This window comes from Lautropia dentalis (assembly GCF_003892345.1).
In the GTDB taxonomy this organism is placed as follows: Bacteria; Pseudomonadota; Gammaproteobacteria; order Burkholderiales; family Burkholderiaceae_E; genus Lautropia; species Lautropia dentalis.
On sequence record NZ_RRUE01000001.1, the window covers coordinates 390,679 to 410,398 of the forward strand.

The 19,720-nt window shown below is 66.0% G+C and carries 10 protein-coding genes; all 10 read right to left on the reverse strand.

What is annotated here, in order from left to right; all coding sequences use genetic code 11:
* Positions 1–59: 59 nt before the first annotated feature.
* The 10 genes from EHV23_RS01515 to EHV23_RS01560 all read right to left on the reverse strand — a co-directional run bounded on the left by EHV23_RS01515 (position 60) and on the right by EHV23_RS01560 (position 19,402).
* Complete coding sequence (locus EHV23_RS01515) at positions 60–1,067, reverse strand: class 1 fructose-bisphosphatase (RefSeq protein WP_125094403.1); 1,008 nt, start codon at positions 1,065–1,067, stop codon at positions 60–62.
* A complete protein-coding gene (locus EHV23_RS01520) occupies positions 1,064–3,955 on the reverse strand; it encodes a M1 family metallopeptidase (protein WP_420813040.1) in 2,892 nt (963 codons plus the stop codon). The genes EHV23_RS01515 and EHV23_RS01520 overlap by 4 nt, the downstream gene beginning before the upstream one ends.
* Before the next feature lie 1,378 nt (positions 3,956–5,333).
* Positions 5,334–7,388, reverse strand: coding sequence for a S8 family serine peptidase (locus EHV23_RS01525; RefSeq protein ID WP_125094405.1), 2,055 nt, complete (start codon positions 7,386–7,388; stop codon positions 5,334–5,336).
* Positions 7,389–7,446: 58 nt separating this feature from the next.
* Entirely contained in the window at positions 7,447–9,594 is a 2,148-nt protein-coding gene (locus tag EHV23_RS01530) for a S8 family serine peptidase (RefSeq protein ID WP_238990229.1), read from the reverse strand.
* 278 nt (positions 9,595–9,872) lie between these two features.
* Entirely contained in the window at positions 9,873–12,209 is a 2,337-nt protein-coding gene (locus EHV23_RS01535) for a S8 family serine peptidase (RefSeq protein WP_238990230.1), read from the reverse strand.
* Positions 12,210–12,346: 137 nt separating this feature from the next.
* A complete protein-coding gene (locus tag EHV23_RS01540; protein WP_125094406.1) occupies positions 12,347–14,464 on the reverse strand; it encodes a S8 family serine peptidase in 2,118 nt (705 codons plus the stop codon).
* Positions 14,465–15,060: 596 nt separating this feature from the next.
* Positions 15,061–15,594 carry a hypothetical protein gene (locus tag EHV23_RS01545; protein WP_125094407.1) on the reverse strand — a complete coding sequence of 178 codons (534 nt, stop codon included), beginning with the start codon at positions 15,592–15,594 and terminating at the stop codon, positions 15,061–15,063.
* A 49-nt stretch (positions 15,595–15,643) separates the two neighbouring features.
* Positions 15,644–17,416 (reverse strand): S8 family serine peptidase, encoded by a 1,773-nt coding sequence (locus tag EHV23_RS01550; RefSeq protein WP_125094408.1) that lies wholly within the window; start codon positions 17,414–17,416, stop codon positions 15,644–15,646.
* Between the two features lie 367 nt (positions 17,417–17,783).
* Positions 17,784–18,434, reverse strand: a complete 651-nt coding sequence (locus EHV23_RS01555) for a hypothetical protein (RefSeq protein WP_125094409.1) — start codon at positions 18,432–18,434, stop codon at positions 17,784–17,786.
* Between the two features lie 20 nt (positions 18,435–18,454).
* Positions 18,455–19,402, reverse strand: coding sequence for a S8 family peptidase (locus EHV23_RS01560; RefSeq protein ID WP_158615779.1), 948 nt, complete (start codon positions 19,400–19,402; stop codon positions 18,455–18,457).
* Positions 19,403–19,720 lie beyond the last annotated feature (318 nt).

Genomic DNA, 19,720 nt, shown 5'->3' on the forward strand with positions numbered 1-19,720 from the left:
TTCACCATTCCAAACGACTCACGCCGTTGGCAGATCAAGGCATCAGGCAGTGGTTCGAATCATGACTCGAGGTGATATTTCGTCACCTGCTCCACCTCTTCCTTCGCCCCGATGAACAGCGGCACCCGCTGGTGCAGGGAAGTGGGCTGGATGTCCAGAATGCGCTGGCGCCCGTCGGTGGCGGCACCGCCGGCCTGTTCCATCAGCATGGCCATCGGGTTGGCCTCGTACAGCAGCCGCAGCCGGCCGGGACGGTCGGGCGTACGCAGGTCGGCCGGGTACATGAACACGCCACCGCGGTTCATGATGCGGTGAATCTCGGCCACCAGGGCCGCAATCCAGCGCATGTTGTAGTCCTTGCCGCGCGGTCCGGTTTTACCGTCCAGCAGTTCGTCGATGTATTTGCGCACCGGCGGATACCAGTGCCGGCGGTTCGACATGTTGATGGCAAACTCCTGCGTCGCTTCCGGCACGCGATAGCCGCGCTCGGTCAGGTACCAGGCACCGATCTCGCGGTCCAGCGTGAATGCGGCCACCCCGTCGCCCACCGTCATCACCAGCATGGTGGAGGGGCCGTAGATGGCATAGCCGGCGGCCACCTGCTCGCTGCCCGGTCGCAGGAAGTCCTTTTCGGAGGGCTCCTTCACACCTTCCGGTGCACGCAGCACCGAAAATATCGTGCCCACCACCGAATTGATGTCGATGTTCGACGAACCATCCAGCGGGTCGAACAGCAGCAGGAATTCGCCTTTCGGATAACGGTCGGGAATGGTGAAGGGCTGGTCCATTTCCTCCGATGCAATGGCCGCCAGCTGGCCACCCCACAGGTTGGCTTCCAGCAGCGTGTCGTTGGCGATCACGTCCAGTTTCATCTGCTTTTCACCCTGGACGTTCTGGGTGCCCACATCGCCCAGGCTGTTGGTGAGCGCGCCCTTGCCCACGGCCTGGCTGATGCGTTTGCAGGCGCGCGCCACCACTTCCAGCAGCAGGCGCAGCTCGCCGGGGATCAGACCCTTGCTGCGCTGCACCTCCACGAGGTACTGCGTGAGGCTGATGTGCTTTTTCATGATTCCAGCTCCTTGGCAATCACTTCCCGGACATCCGGGGACTGTGCATCCTGTGCGGCCTGGGCAAGGACGGCCTGCATCCGGTCGGCCAGTGCCGGGACGAAACGGCGGTGACGGTTGAGCGTACGCGCCATGCGTGCCGCCACCTGTGGGTTGCTACGGTCCAGACGCAGTACCTGCTCCAGCCACAGGGCGTAGCCTTCACCATCGGGCCGGTGGAATTCGGCCAGATTGCTGTTGAAGAAGGCGTAGAGCAGGGCGCGCACCTTGTTCGGATTCTGGGCGTCCCAGCCGGGATGCGCCATCAGCCGCTTCACCCGGGCCAGCGTGGGTTCGTGGGTGCCGTGCATGGTGGCCTGTGCGGTGAACCATTTGTCCAGCACGTGGGTTTCGTGGCGGTAGACCTCCTCGAAGCGGGCCAGCGCCCATTCGGCATCATCGGCCCCGGCGCGCAGCAGCGCCTGCAGGGCACCCAGACGGTCGGTCAGGTTGTTCGCACCATCGAACTGGGCACGGGCCAGTCCGGCCGCGCCGTCGGCGCCTGCCAGCGTGAGCAGCTGCAGCGCCGTGTTGCCCAGCGCCCGCTGCCCGACCTTCGGCACGTCCAGCGAATACGGCGCCTGCCAGTGCCTGCGCTCTGCCACCTGCCGCAGCCACGGTACCAGTGGCTGCACGATGCGGAGCACGGCCTCATTGCGCCGCGTGCGCAGCCGCTGCGGATCCAGCGGCGTGAGCTGCTCGGCCAGGCGCAGCTCGTCGGGCAGCAGCAGCATCTGCTGGCGCAGGCCGTCGTCCAGCCGGGCATCCGGCAGCGAGGCCATCAGTGCATCGGCCAGCGCCTGCAGGGAGTCCCGGGCGGCGCCGGCAGACGGTGTGGAGCCACCCGTTGGCAGGGCGCTGCCTGCTGAGGTGGAGACACCCGTTACCGCGGAATCGGCAGAGGACGTGACGCCGCCGGATGGGATACCTGTATCTGCTGCCGGCGTACCCTCGCGCACTGCAGCCAGCAGCGCCCGCTCGGCCAGCTGCTGGCCGGCTTCCCAGCGGTTGAACAGGTTGTCGTCGTGCTGCAGCAGGAAGGCCAGATCGGCATCCGTTGCCGGGAAATCCACCACCACCGGCGCCGAAAAATCGCGCAGCAGCGACAGGATCGGGCCACGCGCATCGGCGCTTTCCACCCCCTCGAACACGAAGTCCTGCGAGGGGGCCTTCAGTTCCAGCAGCCGCTGGGCAATGACCGAACCGGCCGCGGCACCCTGCGGCTGGCCACCGGCCGTACCCTGCGCCCCAGCAGCCCCAGCAGCCCCAGCAACGCCAGCAACACCAGCAGCCGAACCAGCTGAACCAGCAGCGCCAGCCGAACCAGCCGAACCAGCCCCGCGTGCCAGCAGCGCCACGTTCACCGGAATGTGCAGCGCCTTTTCAGCCGGCGGCGTCACCGGATTGCCGTCGGTGTCCGGCAGCTGCTGCGTCAGCGACAGCACCAGCCGTTTCGTGGCGGCGTCGTAATGGCTGCGCACCACCAGCCGCGGCGTGCCCGGCGTGCCATACCAGCGCATGAACTGGCCCAGGTCGCGCCCGTTGGCATCGGCCATGGCGCTCACGAAGGCTTCGCAGGTCACGGCCTGTCCGTCATGCCGCTCGAAATACAGGTCCATGCCGCGCCGGAAGCCGTCCACGCCCAGCAGCGTCTGCAGCATCCGGATCACCTCCGAGCCTTTTTCGTACACGGTGGCGGTGTAGAAATTGTCGATAGCCTGGTAGCTGTCCGGGCGGATCGGGTGGCGCATCGGGCCAGCATCTTCGGCAAACTGCACTTGCCGCAGCAGCCGCACGTTGTCCATGCGCTGCAGGGCACGCACGCTGCCGGCGGCCTGCGGGGCCACGCCGGCGGCCATCTGGTCGGCCGTGAATTCCTGGTCGCGGAACACCGTCAGCCCTTCCTTCAGCGTCAGCTGGAACCAGTCGCGGCAGGTGACGCGGTTGCCCGTCCAGTTGTGGAAATACTCGTGACCGATGATCGATTCGATCCACTCGAAATCGGTATCGGTGGCCACGAACGGATCGGCAAACACGTACTTGGCGTTGAAGATGTTCAACCCCTTGTTTTCCATGGCGCCCATGTTGAAATCCGGGGCCGCCACGATCATGAACCGGTCCAGATCCAGCTCCAGCCCGAAGCGCCGCTCGTCCCAGGCAATAGCTTTTTCCAGGCTCTGCAGCGCAAAGCCGGTGCGGTGAATCTCCTCTGGTCTGGTCCACACCTGCAGCAGCACCTCGCGCCCCGAGGCCAGCCGGTAGCGGGTTTCGTTCACCGCCAGCTTCCCGGCCACCAGCGCAAACAGGTAGCAGGGCTTGCGGAACGGATCCTCCCAAACGACCTCGTGCCATTCGGTACCGGCCGCAGCATCCCTGCCGGCACCGGCACCGGCACCGGCACCGGCACCAGCACCACCGACGGCCGCATCAGCAACAGAGCCACCAGAACCACCACCAGCGCTGGCCGTACCCGCCAGCGTGGCCGGCCCGCAGGGCAGCACCGACAGCGCGGCGCGAGCCTCCCGTGCGGCCGGCGCATCATCGGCCAGCAGGTTGCCGTTGGACAGCAGCACCGGATAATCCGCCCGCCGTGCCTGCAGGATGACGCGGAAGGTGCTCATCACGTCCGGCCGGTCCATGAACCAGGTCATGCGGCGAAAGCCCTGTGCCTCGCACTGGGTCAGCAGCGTCCCCTGCGTGGCGTACAACCCGGACAGCTCCAGATTGGCGGCCGGATGGATACGCACCTGGGTGTGCAGCACGAAATGCTCGGGCAGGTCACGCAGCACCAGCTGGCCGTTCTCGATCAGCGATTCGGGCGAGGGCAGGCGGATGTCGTTTACCGCCACCGCCAGGGTCTCCAGCGCCTCGCCATCCAGCCGCAGTGGGGCGTCGGCCGGGGTCTCCGGGCGACGACGGTACTGGCAGGCGGCCGTGACCACCGTATTGTCGGCGTCCAGGCAGAAATGCAGCACCACGCCGTCGACCTGCCAGTCGGGGGCCCGGTAGTCCTCGCGACGCACCACGGTGGACTGGGCCAGGGGGGCACCAGCCGGCGAAGCAGGCTGGGCAGCCACCGAAGACCGGACCTCGACGGAGGGCTGTGCAGCGACTGATGACTGGGCTTCGGCTGATGAATGTGCAGCGGCTGATGAGTGTGCAGCGGCTGGCGACCGGGTTGCGGACTGGGCGGCACCCGGGGTCCGGGAAGGGACGGGTGGCGGGTTGGCTGTGGTGCTGGTCATGGGGCAGGTGCAGGAAAATGTTCTGAACCTGCAAAGAATAACCGTTTCGCCGGGGCTGGACCAAAGCGGCGGCAGGGTGTAGGCGAGCGGGAAAGAAACGGGCGAGCGGCAAAGAAACGGCAGGGCAGGGGATGCCCCATCCCTCACGCCTGTCCCATCCCTTCGGGGTCATGACACGCCCAAAGGAGGCGCACGGGGGCGAAAGCGTTCATGACACGCCCAAGGGGAGCGTGGGGGCAAATGAGGTCATGACACATCTTGGGGCATCACGGGCCGTTGCGGCCCGACGGACGGCAGGAAACGTTGGTTTTTTGCACTGTTGGCGAAACGCCACCTTGCGAAGCAACCCCGAAATGTGAGATCATTTCTAGGTTGAAGCAATAACTATATGATTAATCGAAGAATTTAGCTGTCTGGCGCCAACCCGGGCAGTGGGGTTCTTCAACGGTCTTTTCGGCGGGTCCGCTTTCCTCCGCGCACCGGGCGGCGGGCAGAAGTACATGGACGCCCGGTGTCAGGCGGACCCAGCCGAACCTTTTTTGCCGCCCCCGCACAGGCTTCCGGGGCAGGCACACACTGGCCAGAGCCAGTGTTCATGCGCCTTTTCAGCCCACCTGCGGTGGCCGGGCTCATCCGGCAGCAGGCGCCGCACCGTCAGGCTGCACCCGCTTCCCTCCATTATGCCAGCCCCAGCCGTGCCGGCCGTGCCTGTACTGCATGCGCGCGTGCGCCAGTCCTGCAGGCAGCGTCTGCACATCCCGTGCGCCCCTCACCCCGCTCGCGTGCCCTGTCGCGTGACTGGGTGGCACCACGACGTAGTGCCCTGTCGCGTGACTGGGTGGCACCACGACAGTAGTGCCCCGTCGCGTGATTGGGTAGCACCACGACAGCAGTGCCCCGTCGCGTGGTTGAGTGGCACCACGACAGCAGTGCTCTGTCGCCTGATCGGCTGGCGCCGCGACCCTATCGAGGGATGCAACGCTCACTCACGCCCATACAGCGTGATCTCCCACCAGTACAGCTTGCCGTGGTTGCCTGTTCGGCGGTCGGCCATGCCCAGCGTCCAGCTGCGGCTGGTGGCGGTGGCAGCCGGTTCATCCATGTGCCGGCGCAGCCCGAAGCGAAAATCCTTCAGTCCCACGCAGCGTGTGCCCTGCCGGGAACCGTCGCTGCCCAGCCGGTAGCAGTCGTGCGGGGTGGCCAGCGTGCTCACCTGGCCCAGCGGACTGGTCAGGGTGATGTGCAGGTCACCCGGGCCGGGGTGCTGGCGCCGGTAGTTGTCCGACACGGCCGTCATCCGCACGTCCACGTGCTCGATGTGCTGGATGGGGCAGTCGGCCGGAATGTCGATGGCCGACAGCAGCCCGTCCTGCACGGGCACGTTCTCGTCGATGCCGCCGTTGCCTTTGCCCCTGGTGTCCTCCATGCTTCCGGAGCTGTCCGTGTTGTCCGGGGCTGCGCCGGTCGTGGCCGGAATCCGTTCCGGAATGGCGCCGCGCACCTTCTTCCGGTACGGCCCGCACTGGCGCACCGATTCGCTGCCGCCCACACTGGACCACTGCCGGGCCAGCTTCACCGCAGCCTGCGCATCCACCCCGCCAAAACCGTAGTGGTGGTGATAGCGCAGCGACGATCCGGGCAGGCTGCGCCATCCCGGCGAGCCGGCATCCACCTGCCGGGCCGAGTGCGCCAGAACCAGCGGCACATCCCGCCAGGTCAGGTCGGGGTTGGCCTGCAGCATCAGCGCCACCACCCCCGACACCATTGGCACGGCGGCCGAGGTGCCATTGAAATTGTCGCGGTAGCCCTGTCCGGGCAGCAGGGTGGTAATGCCTGCCTGCCAGTCCCCGTAGCCCGTGCGTGAATCGCCCGAGGGCGCACATACCGTCAGGTTGGGGCCGGCCTCGCTGTACAGCGTGCGCCTGCCGCCCGCATTCACGGCGCATACCGTCACCATGCCGTAGTGGCTGACGTTGCTGTCGTACACCGAATAGTCGCCGGTCTGCGCGCCATTGCCGCCCGCAAATACATACACGGCCCCCTTGCCGCCGCGTCCCTCGCGCAGTCCGCGGCCCAGTGCCGAGGCCAGCGCCCCGTCTCCGGCCGACACATGCTCGAAGTGGCCCGTATCCAGCGCCCCCCAGCTGTTGCTGTAGATCTGGTTGTCTGCCAGTCCGCGTGTCAGCGCATCCAGCAGGCTCACGTCCGTCTGGTGGGCCAGCGCGTTGTAGGCCACCAGTCCGGCCCGGGGCGCCACGCCCACGCCGCCAAGACCATTGTCGTCCCGCGCGGCCACGATGCCGGCCACCGCAGTGCCATGATCATCACTGGGAGTGACGGGCAGTGGCAGGGCGTTGCCCTGTCCTTCGGGCAGATAGTTGTGGCTTGCGCCCGGCACCACGTTGGGCAGCAGATCGTCGTGCAGCACGTCCACCCCGTTGTCCACCACCGCCAGACGGATGCCCTCGCCGCGGAACTGCCGGTGCAGCCCGCCCAGGTTCAGATCCTCACCGGCCACCGCATTCAGCGTGCTGCCGGTATTGCGCAGGTGCCATTGCTGGGCGCGCAGCGGGTCACTGGTGGTGAACGGGGCGGGAGCAGGGGGAGAGGAATCGGTCCGTGCCGTCGCGACCGTGCCGGGGCTCGTGGACATGCCCGTGGCCGTGGCGCGGGTCACGGGCGGGATATCGGCGGCTGTACTGCTGGCCATTGCGCTCCCTGCTGCCGTGCGGCCGGCCATCGTGTTGCTCGCTGTCGTGCTGCCAGCAGTCATGCTGCCGGGGGGCTGGCCATTGGGGGCCGGCGTTGGGTCAACCGTTACCAGGTTACCGGGCGTGCCGGAGGGGCTGTCTTCGGTGACGGGGGGCGCTGTCTGCAGGGAACTGTCCCCGATGACGGGCATCCCTGCTGGCAATTGCTCCCCTTCGGCGATGGGGGAAACGGTCTGCAAGGTGTCACCGCCGCCCCCGCAGGCGCCCAGTGCCAGCAGCAGCCAGGGGGACAGATGCAGCACGATCTGACGGGCGTTGTTTTTCATGCAAAGGGTCCGGAAAATTGTGCAGCCGTCAATGGTCCGACAGGTCAATGGCCTCAGATCAATGGCCGGACAGCAGAATCGACCAGCGTTTGAGCTGACCGCCCGCACTGGCGCTGTGATCGGCCAGCGACAGGGTCCAGTCCCGGCTGTTGCCGGTAAAGAAGGGCTCGCCCATGTGGCGTGTGATGCCGATGCTGAATTTCGTCAGTCCTTCGCAGGTACCCAGCACGCTTTCGCCCAGGGCGTTGTATTCGTAGCAGGGGTGGGGCAGTACCAGCGTGCTCGTGCGTCCGCTCGGGCTGGTCAGCGCAATGTGCAGCTTGCCGGAATCCGGATGCTCTGCCTTGCCGCCGGCGTCGGTGATTTCCAGCGTCACTTCCACGTGTTCCACGGTGCCCGCCGGGCAGGAGCCATCGTCGGGCAGCGTGATGCTGTCGGTCATGCCATCGGCCACGGGCGCGTTGTAGTCGAGCTTCTCCGCAAAATCATCCAGCGCGTCATAATCGGTCAGCGGCGTGGATTTCGGAATGCTGCGGCCCACCTCGTGTGTGACCGTGCCGCAGCGCTTCACCGCGTCACTGCCGCCCACCGATGGCCAGGTGCGTGCCAGTGCCACGGCCGCCGTCGCATCGGCCACGCCAAAGCCATAGGCGTGGTGATAATGCCAGGGGCCATACTGCGTCCAGCCGGCCGACTGCGCATCCACCTTGCGTGCACTCTGCGCCAGCACCAGCGGCACGTCCCGCCAGGTCAGCTTCGGGTTGGCCTGCAGCATCAGCGCCACCACGCCCGACACCATGGGCGCTGCCGCCGAGGTATCGCTGAAACGTGCCGTGTAGGTGTCGTTCAGATGGGTGGTTTCCACCAGCGGCAGCGTTTTGCGTTCCTCTTCATCTCCGGCACTGCCTGCGGGGGCACAGACCAGCAGGTTTGGCCCCATCTCACTGTAGTGGGCGTGCAGCCCGGCGGCATGCGTGCTGCACGCCGCCATCACGCCATACAGGGTCACGTTGCCATCGTAGGCGCTGTAGTCACCCAGGCTGTGGCCATTGCCTGCCGAGAACACATAAATGGAACCCAGCCCGTTGCGGCCTTTTTTCAGTCCTGCATTGATCACGCCGGACAGCGCCACGCGGCTGGGCAGGGCGTCCTGGTACTGGCCGGTGTCGTCACCGCCCCAGCTGTTGCTGTAGATGTCGGTGTCCTCCACATGGCGCTGCAGCGCGTCCAGAATGTCCAGATCCGTTCCGCCCGACATGGCATTGAAACTGCGCAGCTGCGCCCGGGGCGCTACACCGCGAATGCCCACGCCATTGTCGTCGCGTGCGGCAATGATGCCGGCCACGGCCGTGCCATGGTCCTGGTCCTTCGTGCACGGCACGGCCCACGGGCTGCCCACGGGCCAGTCCGGCAGCTCGGCCAGATAGTTGTAGCTGCCGCCGGGCACCATGTTCTGGCGCAGGTCTTCGTGCGTCATCTCGATGCCATCGTCCACCACGGCAATGCGCACGTCTTCGCCCCGGTACCGGCTGTGCAGCGTGCCCAGATGCAGGTCTTCGCCGGCCACTGTGCCGGCCTGGCTGCCGTCATTGTGCAGGTACCACTGCAGATGTGTCAGCGGATCCGCGCCGGTCAGCGCGGCCGGGGCCGGTTTGTCTTCGTAGCGCAGGGGGCACCCGGCCGAACTCAGCAGCTTGACGGCCGGAGGCTTGCCGGTGTCCACACCGTCCGGATCATTGCTGTCCGCATCACGTGAGCCGTTCGTTCCGGGGGTAACACCGTTCGGGCTGTTCGTGCTCGTGCCACTGGGTGTGCCTGGGGCGTTCCCTGTAGATGTTCCGCCAGCAGACGAGCCGCTGGCCGATGAGCCGTCTGCGCCGGGTGAACCGGTACCGCTTGCCCCGCTGCTGCCATTCGAACCTGTGCCCGACGGGCTGGCCACGCTGCCTGTGCCGCTCTGCGGTGCACGTCCGGAAGCGTCCGATGAGCCGGTGGAACCGCTGCCATTGTTCGTTGACGGGTCATATCCGGGGCCGGTCTGACTGCCCGTGCCACCGCGCGCCAGTGTTCCGCCCGGTTGCGTGACGGGTGGGGCACCGGAGGTGCCATCCCCCATGCGCGCAATCGGGCCATCGCCGCAGCTCGCCAGCAGACAGAGCAGAAAGGGCGCGTACCAGGGCAACAGGGTCTGTTTTGGCAGCTTCATGGCAGAAAACACGGAAAGGGCGGGGCCGCACAGGGATAACGGCACGGCCCCGCAGGGAAAAGGTCCAGAAAACCATCCGCGCGGATAGCGGATGGCCAGACCTTCATCTCCTCCCGGCATCCCGCTCAGCCCCGTGACGGTGCCTTCAGCTTAAGGAAGGCCATGCCCATGTGTTCCTGCCGTTCTTCCGGCCGGACTGAAATGGCCCCCTGTGCGGCAGGTGATGTGCCCGTGGCGTTGCTGCGGGCCAACGGACGGGGCGTTGGTCAGGCGCACGCTCAACGCCCCCAGAACGTGATTTCCCAGTCCTTCAGCTGGCCGGTGCTGCCCTGCACCCGGTCCGAAGTCACCAGCTTCCACGTCCGGTTGCTGCCACTGGCCACCGGTTCTTCCAGATGCCGGCGTACGCCGAAGTGGAAATTGCTCAGGCCCTCGCAGGCCGAGAGGGTCAGCTGCTCCTCGTCATCGATTCCGGTCGGCGTGCTTCCCGTGCAGGGGTGGGGCAGCATCAGCGTGCTCACCGTGCCCAGCGGACTGACCAGTGCCATCTGCAGATCCCCCGAATTGGGATGCTGGCCGCTGCCGTTGGCGCCGGTGGTGGTCACCCGCACATCCACATGCTCGATGTGCTGGATACCGCAGCTGGCGGGTATCTGAATGGCCGATTCCAGGCCGTTCTGCGGGGCGGCGTTGTAATCCAGTGTGTCGGCCAGATCCAGCAGCGTGTTGAAGAACTGGTCTTCCGTGCTGCCGTCCTGCTTCACCTTCGGGGTCCCATCGACAGCCTGCTGCGCCACGATATGCTCTTCCGGAATGGCCTTGTTCACCGTTGCCTTCACCGGGCCACATTTCGTCAGCAGTTCGCTGCCCCCCACACTCTGCCAGTTTTTGGCCAGCGCCACCGCTGCTTCGGCATTGGCCACGCCAAAACCGTAACTGTGGCTGTAGTGCAGGGTGTCGTAGGTGCCGTTGCCATACCCCAATGGGCTGCGACGCTCGCGCCAGCCGCCTTTCTCCGCATCCACCTTGCGGGCGGTGCGGGCCAGAATCAGCGGCACGTCCCGCCAGGTCAGTTCCGGTCGCGCCTGCAGCATCAGCGCGATCACACCCGACACCATCGGTGCCGTGGCCGAGGTGCCGGCAAAGTCGTCGATGTAGGTATTGTTGAGGCCGGTGGTCACCGTGGCGGGCAAATTGGGCAGGGCATCATTGCGGTCGCCCGAGGGGGCACACACCGTCAGGTCGGCCCCGCGTTCACTGTATTGCGCCCGAATGCCGGCTGCGTTGGTTGCACAGGCCGTGACTACACCCAGCGAACTCACCAGACCGTCCAGCGAGCCATAATCGCCCTCTTGTGCACCATTGCCGCCAGAAAACACGTAGATCACACCACGTTGCTCGCGTCCCTGCTTCAGGCCCTTGTCCAGGGTGGCATTGAAGAGTTCCCAGCTGCCGGAGGGCAAACCCGGCTGGCCGTTGTCATCCGGACCCCAGCTGTTGTTGTAGATGTGGTTTTTGTCGATGTCGCGGGTCAGGGCACCCAGCTGGTCGTCCAGCAGGTTGCTGGCCAGAATGTTGTAGCCCACCAGATTGGCCCGGGGCGCCACGCCGGCGCTGCCCACGCCATTGCCATCACGCGCGGCCACGATGCCCGCCACTGCGGTGCCGTGGCTGTCGCTCTCCGAACAGGGCATGGGATAGTCTTCGGGGCCGTCGGTCGTCTGGCTGCCCACATTCAGCAGGAACGGGGGCAACCCCGTCGCGCCCGCCTTTTTCCGGTAATTGTGGCTGCCGGGTACGACATTCGGAGCCAGGTCTTCGTGTGTCACTTCCAGCCCGTCATCCAGCACGGCCACGCGAATGCCCTGACCCCGGTAGCCCATATTCCATACTGGCTTGATGCGCAGGTCCTCGCCGGCCACCATACCCGCCCGTCTGTACAGGTTGCCATGGTTTTCCAGATGCCATGCTTCGGTCAGGCGCGGGTCGGTGCCGGCCTTGATGGTCCGGTTGGGGTTGGGCAGCGTGTATTTCAGGCTGCAGCTGGTGCTGCTGATCAGGTCCCCCGGCTTCAGCGTACTGGTGGTGGAGGACTGCGCAGCGGCAGAACCCTGGCCGGGTCTGGCAGAGGCCGCGCCCGTGGTGGTCGTGTCCGTCTGGGTAGAGGCTGCCGCGCCGGGGGGGCGACCGGTGCCGCTCGTGCCCGGGGCTGTTCCGGGAGTGGGGGTGTTCGTCGTTGCGGTTATGGTTCCGGCTGTTGGCGTGGTTCCGGTTATTGGCGTAGTTCCGGCCATTGGTGTGGCCGAGCCCGTCGTTCCCGCTGCCGGTTTTCCTGCGGCCGGGTGTTCCGGTGCCGTGTTTGTTGTGGGAAGATCGTTCGTGTGCGTATTATCTGTGATGTGTACCACCGGCGTGGAGGGCAGGGATACAGGCGAGTCGTTACCCGCGAGAAACGAGGCAGGCGTGCCATCGGCGGGCCTTTCGATCACCAGATCCCCCACCTGCAGCACCGTGATCTTCGTGCTCCCGTCGTCACCGCCTCCACCGCCACAGGCGCTCAGCGCCAGTGTGGAGAGGCCCAGGGCCAGGGTGTGGGCAAGATGTGTCTTTTTCATGATGGACGGGCAGCGTGGGGAGTGTCCGCTCGGAAAACTGCGGGGCAGAGCGGGAGGGAGACAGAAAGGCGCAAAAAGGAATTCACGAAAAGGCACGGGCTGGTGTGGTGTGCACAGCAGACCGTGCCGTCAGGTGTTCAGCGGCCGTAGAAGGTGATGCTCCAGTCCTTCAGCCGGCCGGTATGGCCCGTTACGCGGTCGACCACCGAGAGCGTCCAGGTGCGGTTGCTGCCATTGGCTACCGGTTCTTCCAGGTGACGGCGCACGCCGTACTGGAAACCGTCGCCCGGTTCATTGCAGAGGGATGTGACGATGCCCTGCGTACCATCCTTTTTCAGATAGGGTGACTGGCAGGCGTGCGGAACGGTCAGCGTACTCACCGTGCCCAGCGGGCTTTGGAGTGTCATCTGCAGGTCACCCATGCTGGGGTGCTGGCCCGATCCTGCATCATCCGTGAAATTCACCTTCACATCGATGTGTTCGATGTGGCGAATGGCGCAGGTGCTGTCCACCTCTGCCGTCGAGCTGATGCCATCGGTCACGGCCTGGTTGTAGTCCAGGGCCTCGGTGACGGCCAGCAGCTGCAGTCGTGCCGTTCCGTCCAGGCCCTGGCCCTTGTCACGGTTGGTACCGAAGGTGGTGCCGGCTTCCGGAATGGGCTGGTTGACGCTCACCGAACGCACCACACATTTTTTCTGGGTGCTGCTGCCGCCCACGCTCTGCCAGTCACGGGCCAGCTTCACGGCATCTTCGGCATTCGCCACGCCGAAGCCGTAGCTGTGGCTGTAGTGCAGCGTGTTCCAGGCATTGCTGGCGGCGCGGATGGGACTGCTGTAATCCTTCCACTGGCCGTTTTCTTCATCCACCTTGCGGGCGGTACGGGCCAGAATCAGCGGCACGTCGCGCCAGGTCAGTTTCGAATTGGCCTGCAGCATCAACGCCACCACGCCCGACACCATCGGTGCGGCCGCCGAGGTGCCGTTGAAGGTATCGGTGTAGAGATTCAGGTCGGTACCTTTCGTGCCTTCCTCTTCGTTGTCGGTTCCGACGGTGGTCGTGGCCACGCCGGGCAGGGTGGTGCCTTCACTGGCTTCGGCCGAGGGGGCGCACACCGTCAGGTTGGGGCCGCGTTCGCTGTAGAAGGCCCGTTCGCCGGCAGCATTGGTTGCACATACGGTAACCACCCCCCGTTCACCCACATAACCGTCCAGGAGGGAATAATCTCCCTTGTCTGCACCGTTGCCGCCGGCAAACACGTAGATGCTGCCCAGACCGCCCCGTCCGGTGCTCAGCCCCCGTTCCAGCGCATCCCGGTGTGCAGAGGCATTTTCATAGCCAAAGAAGTGCCCCCAGTCCTGATTGCCCCAGCTGTTGCTGTAGATATGGTTCTTGTCCAGATCCCGCACAAGGGCGTCCAGCTTGTCGGCTTCCTGTTCGGTCACCAGGGCGTTCAGGCCCACCAGGCTGGCATGCGGGGCCACGCCTACCATGCCCACACCGTTGCCGTTGCGGGCGGCAATGACGCCGGCCACCGAGGTGCCGTGTGCTTCTTCGCTCGTGCAGGGCACTGGATAATCGGCATGGCCGTCGGATGTGCCATTGGCCGTCTTGCGGTAGTTGTGGCTGCCGGGCACCACGTTGGCCCGCAGGTCCTCGTGCATCAGCAGCAGCGCGTCATCGATCACCGCCACGCGCACGCCGTGCCCATCGACGCCCTGATTCCACACGCCCGTCACTCGCAGATCTTCTCCGCTCTTCATGCCAGCGTAGCCCGTCAGGCTCCCGGTGTTCTTCAGGTGCCACTGCAGGAATTCCTGCGGGTCGGCACCGGCGCTTTCGGCCCTGCGCTGGGAGCTGTCCACTTCGTACTGCAGCGGGCATTCCTTCGGGCTCACCTTCAGCGGGCCGGCCGGTGTTGCCGTGTTGTTGCCTGCTCCGTTGCCGCCCGCAGCAGAGGTGGTTCCGCCACTGCTGGCATTGCTGATATTCGTGCCAGTGCCGCTTCCCGCGTTGCCGGTGTTGGTGGTATTGCCGGTGCCGGCCGCATTGCCATGGTTACCCGGCCGTGTGATCTGCGAGTCAGCCTGTGTGGCACCTCTGGCCGGCTGAAGGGACGAGGCACCCGGCTGGCTGCCGTTATCCGGGAACAGGTTGGCCGGGCTGGTACCACCACCGGCTCCGCCGCCGCAGGCAGCCAGCAGCGTCAGCAGCAGGGGGGCAGACAGGTACGACCTGGGCAGGTGCTTCAGTTTCATGGCGAGGCTGGCATTCCGCAAAAGGTTCGGTGCAAAACGGGTTTGCACGCACAATGCGGCACTCTAGCAACGCCGTTGCTTCATGGCATCAGTTTGGGCCGAAGGGGTTGACGGGCGGTTGAGTTTTGCGGGCGGCAGGCGGGTGCCGGGTGCGTGAACCTTTTGGCAAAATCCGGTGTGCCCGTGAAATTTGCAGGGATGAAGCGTGACCGATGCATTTCTTCTGAGGAGACAGCGCGCGAGAAATGCCTTCCTGTGGGAGCAGGGGGGGATCGATGTTCCCTTCTGCCGTGATGAGCAGGGGCAGGCTGTGGTCGATGTTTCCTTCTGCAGCGATGAACAGGGCCAGGACGCGTGCCGCGCAATGAAAAAGCCCGGATGCATACCGGAAAAACCGGTACCCATCCGGGCCTGTGCTGCGGTTGTGTCGCAGAAGCGCCTGATCAGCCTGACATCCGTGCGCCGGAGTCATGTATGGCCGGTGGCGGGGCCTGTTTGGCTGGGTCTTTTTTCGCCGCAGCCATTTTTGTACCCACCTCCGCATGGTGCCCCTGGGGGGCTCTCCGGGGGAGGCGTGGCAGTTTCAGCGCCTTCTATTATTTCAGCGCCCGCCTGGTCCACCAGTTCGGGCTCACGTCCGCAAATACGCCTTTTGCGTTGGCCTGGTTGGCCATTTCGATGGTTTCCAGGCCCGCCGGGCTTTTGGCCACCCAGACGCGCGGGGTGATCATGCGGTCCGGCGTCAGGCCGGCGCTTTCCAGCTGGGCACGACCCTCGGCCTCGGAAACGTCGGCCTTCAGCGTCACGATCAGGCCGCCGGGCAGGCCATAGCTGCGGCCGGCCGAATCACGCAGTACCGGTGACACGGTGGCGCTGCTGCTGCTCTTGAGCGTGCCCTTGGTGGCCTTCAGGCTTTTCAGCTGTTTGGCCTCGGCCGTGCTGGCCTTGCGTACCTGGGTGCGGCTGCCGAACTGCACCACGTGGGCGGTATCGATCTGGAAGCTGCGCACCGTGCTGCCGGGGCCGATCAGCTGGACGATGCCGGCATCGGCCGCCTGCACGGACGACAGGCCCAGGAACAGGGCGGACAGGCCGATGGCCAGAGTCTGGATCAGGGTGTTCTTGCGCATGATGGGTGAGGTTTTCGGTGGGCAGAAAGGGTGTGATTGTGGGGGATTGTCACCGGCCGTAGAAGGTGATGGACCAGTTGCCCAGCCGGCCGGTATTGCCTGCACGACGGTCGGCAACGCCCAGCGTCCAGGTGCTGCTGCCGGAGGTGGCCACCACGGGTTCCTCCATGTGGCGGCTCAGGCCGAAGGTGAAGTTCTTCAGGCCACTGCAGGCGTTGACGGGGGTTCGGGTGGAGTTGGTGACGTAATAGCACTGGTGCGGTACGGTCAGCGTGCTGGTCTGGCCACTGGGGCTGGTCAGCGTCATCTGCAGGTCACCCGGGTTGGGGTGGTCCCCGGTGCCGGCCGCATTGGTGGCCGTGACGGTTACATCGATGTGCTCGATGTGGTTCAGTGTGCAGGTGGACGGGCTGACGCTGGAGGTGATGCCGTCGGTCACCGGCTGGTTCAGGCTGGCGGGGTTCTGGAAGGGGTTGGCCAGCTGGCTGTCGGTCACCGGGTTGACCTCGGGGATGCCCGTATTGGCGGTCACGTTGTAGGGGCCGCACTGCTTCATCGTCTGACTGCCGCCCACGCTCTGCCAGGTGCGCGCCTGGGCCACGGCAGCGGCCGCGTCGGCCACGCCGAAGCCGTATTCGTGGTTGAAGTGGTAGCCCTCGTAGCTGGTCCAGCCAGCGCTGCTGCTGTTTACCTGCCGGGCGGTTTTGGCCAGAATCAGCCGCACGTCACGCCAGCTCAGATTGGGGTTGGCCTGCAGCATCAGGGCCACCACGCCGGAGATCATCGGCGTGGCCGCCGAGGTGCCGCTGAATTCGTCACTGTAGGCGTTCTGCAGCCCGGTGGTGCTTACGCTGGGCAGGTTGCTGGCGGTTTTCTGGCCAGAGCCCGAGGACGGGGCACAGACCAGCAGGTTCGGGCCGGGTTCGCTGTAGACGGCGCGCTTGCCCGAAGCGTCGGTGGCGCAGACGGGCAGGGCGCCCAGCACGCTTGCGTTGCCATCCAGCACCGAGTAGTCGCCGTACTCGCCGCCGTTGCCGGCCGCAAAGGTGAAGATGCTGCCCAGTTTGTTGCGGCCGTTGTCGAGGCCGTTGCGAATGGTTTTGGCATGCGTGGCGCCATCGGTCGGTGCATTGAAGAGACCGTCGTCGCTGGCGCCCCAGCTGTTGTTGTAGATGTGGTTCTTGTCCTGGTCGCGCACCATGGCGTCCAGCGCGTCGGCACTGTTGCCGCTCTGCAGGGCGTTGTAGCCCACCAGGCTGGTCCGCGGGGCCACACCACGCACGCCGATGCCGTTGCTGTCGCGGGCACCGATCACGCCGGCCACATTCGTGCCGTGGCTCTGCCCGGCGTCGCAGGGCATGGGCCAGGGGCTGCCGCGCTTCCAGCTGCCGTCGCTGATGTAGTTGTAGCTGGCACCCTCCACCACGTTGGGTGCGAGGTCGTCGTGGGTCACTTCCAGACCGTCGTCCACCACCGCCACGCGGATGCCTTCACCCCGGGCGCCCAGCGAGTTCCAGACCTGGGTCACGTCCAGATCCTCGGCGGCCCGCATGCCGCTGTAGCCGGTGAGGCTGCCGGTGTTCTGCAGGTACCACTGGGAGGGAAAGAGCGGGTCATTGCCGCTGCCCTGGGATGCAGCCGCCTGGGCATAGTATTTGAGCGAGCAGCTGCTGCCATTGAGCAGGGTGCCCTGGCGGGGCGTATTGCTGCTGGAACCACCGTCATCACCGTTGCCACCACTGCCGCTGCAGGCGGCCAGCAGGGCGGTCAGCAGAAGGGGAACGGTTCTGCGGGTCAGCAACGGAAGGGAGGAAGCGTTCATGGAGGCTCCAGAAAACGGCGAACATGCCATTGTCGCGGATTGGGGCTGCGTCCGTGTGACGCCATGTGATCACTGTGTGGACGCGTGGCCAGAAATCACCGGTTTTGTACGCTCTTCACAACAACTGCCCGGCAATGGTTGATCTGCTGGCAGGGGCATGCCGGGCGATTCCCGCCCGCACTGGGCGACGGGCGTGCCGGTACGCGTTCTGCGCGTGTCCGGTGCGTCGTGTCAACGCGGGGAGGCCGGAGATGGATGACAGCACGAAGCGGTGGAGATCTCCCGGCGGCCGGAGGTTCCCCGGGAGGCTGACCTGGGGGTGCCCAGCATGGGCGCACACCTGCGGCGGCCAGTCCCGCCACAAGCATCAACGGCCGTACAGCGTCAGCTCCCAGTAGCGCAGCTGGGCCGGTCTGGCCGTGGGCTGTGTGTTGCGGTCCACCACCGACAGCGTCCACTGGTCGTTCTTCTGCATCCGGGCCGGCTGGTCCAGGAAGCGGGTGACGCCGAAGGTGAAGCTGCCCAGCCCGGTGCAGGGTGTGGGTTTGGGGTAGGCGCCGCCCTCGGGGGATTCGAAGCACAGGTGCGGCAGGGCCAGTGTGGCCACCTGGCCGCTGGGGGCCGTCAGTGTCATCTGCAGGCTGCCGGCGTCGAAGGCTTCTTCGTCCTTCGTGGCGTCAAGCACGCTCATCTTCACGTAAGTGTGTTCGATGTGGCGGATGTCGCAGTCCGCCGGCACGGGGATGGCGTGCTGGATGCCACCTTCGGGCGCCTGGTTCATGCCCAGGCCGGTGGCCGGAATGGCTGCCTGTGCAATGGGCTGGTTCAGCTCGACGCGATAGGGGCCACATTTCTTCTGCTGGTCGCTGCCGCCCACACTGTTCCAGCGGCGCGCCATGGTCACGGCCGCCTCGGCGTCCACCACGCCAAAGCCATACTCGTGGTTGTAGTTCAGGACGCGCCAGTGGGTCCAGCCCTTGTGGTCGGGGTCTACCTTGCGGGCACTGCGGGCCAGCACCAGGCGTACGTCACGCCAGGTCAGGCGGGGTTTGCCTGCAGCATCAGGGCCACCACGCCCGACACCATCGGGGCGGCAGCGGAGGTGCCGCTGAAATCGGTGCTGTAGGTGTTCTGCAGCCCGGTGCTGGGGGCGCCCAGCTGCGCCGGGGTCTGCTGGCCCTGCTGCGGGAAGTCGCCACTGGGGGCGCACACCAGCAGGTTCGAGCCCGGTTCGCTGTACGAGGCGCGCTTGCCCAGCGAGTTGGTGGCGCAGACGCCCACCGTGCCCATGGTGGAGACGCCCGATTCGTAGTTGGAGAAATCGCCGAACGTGCCTCCATTGCCCGCGGCAAACACATAGATGGCGCCCCGGCCGTTGCGCCCCTCGCGCAGCCCCTGGGCCAGCAGGGCCTGCCAGGCGCTGATGCTGGGGTTGGCGTGCTGGAAGTGACCCCAGTTGCTCTGGCCCCAGCTGTTGTTGTAGATGTGGTTGTGCTTCAGGTCGCGCGTCAGCGCATCCAGCACGTCGGCGGCTGCGCCGGTGGCCAGCGGGTTGTAGCCTACCAGCGAAGCACGCGGTGCCACGCCCGACAGGCCCGTGCCGTTGAAGTCGCGGGCCGCGATCAGCCCGCCCACGGCCGTTCCGTGGGTCTGGCCGGCACGGCAGGGCAGGGGCAGGTCATTGCCGCGGTTGTACGGACCATAGTTGTGGCTGGCGCCCGGCACCACGTTTTCCACCAGGTCTTCGTGAATCACGTCCAGCCCGTCGTCCACCACGGCCACGCGTACGCCTTCACCCCGGCCCCGGCGCCAGATGCCGTTCAGGTGCAGGTCCTCACCGGCCTTCGTGCCGGGCAGCGAGCCGTCGTTGTACAGGTGCCACTGGGTGGCCAGCAGCGGGTCCTTGCCCAGAATCAGCGGCGAAGGGGTGGGGGCCTTGTAGAGCAGCGCGCATTCGGCCGGGCTGATCGTGTCGCCCGGCTGCACCTTGCTGCCCAGTACCCGGGTGGTGGGGCTGCCCCAGGTTCTGTGCCAGCCGGTCGTGCCTGTGGCCGTGACGGTGGGCCTTGAGGGCGTTGTGCACGGCCGTCGGTGACGGGTTCGGTTCTTTGCCCGTGCCACCCTCACCGCAGGCGGCCAGCAGGGAAAGAATCAGGGCAGGGAGGGCGCAACGTCGCAGGGGCGGACGAAGAGAGGTCATGATGATGGCAGGGATGAAGGGAAAGACGGGCCTGACAGGGCAGCCAGCCTCGCCTGGGCACAGAGGCTCGTGAGCACGCGACCGGGGTCTGCGTGGTGATGAAC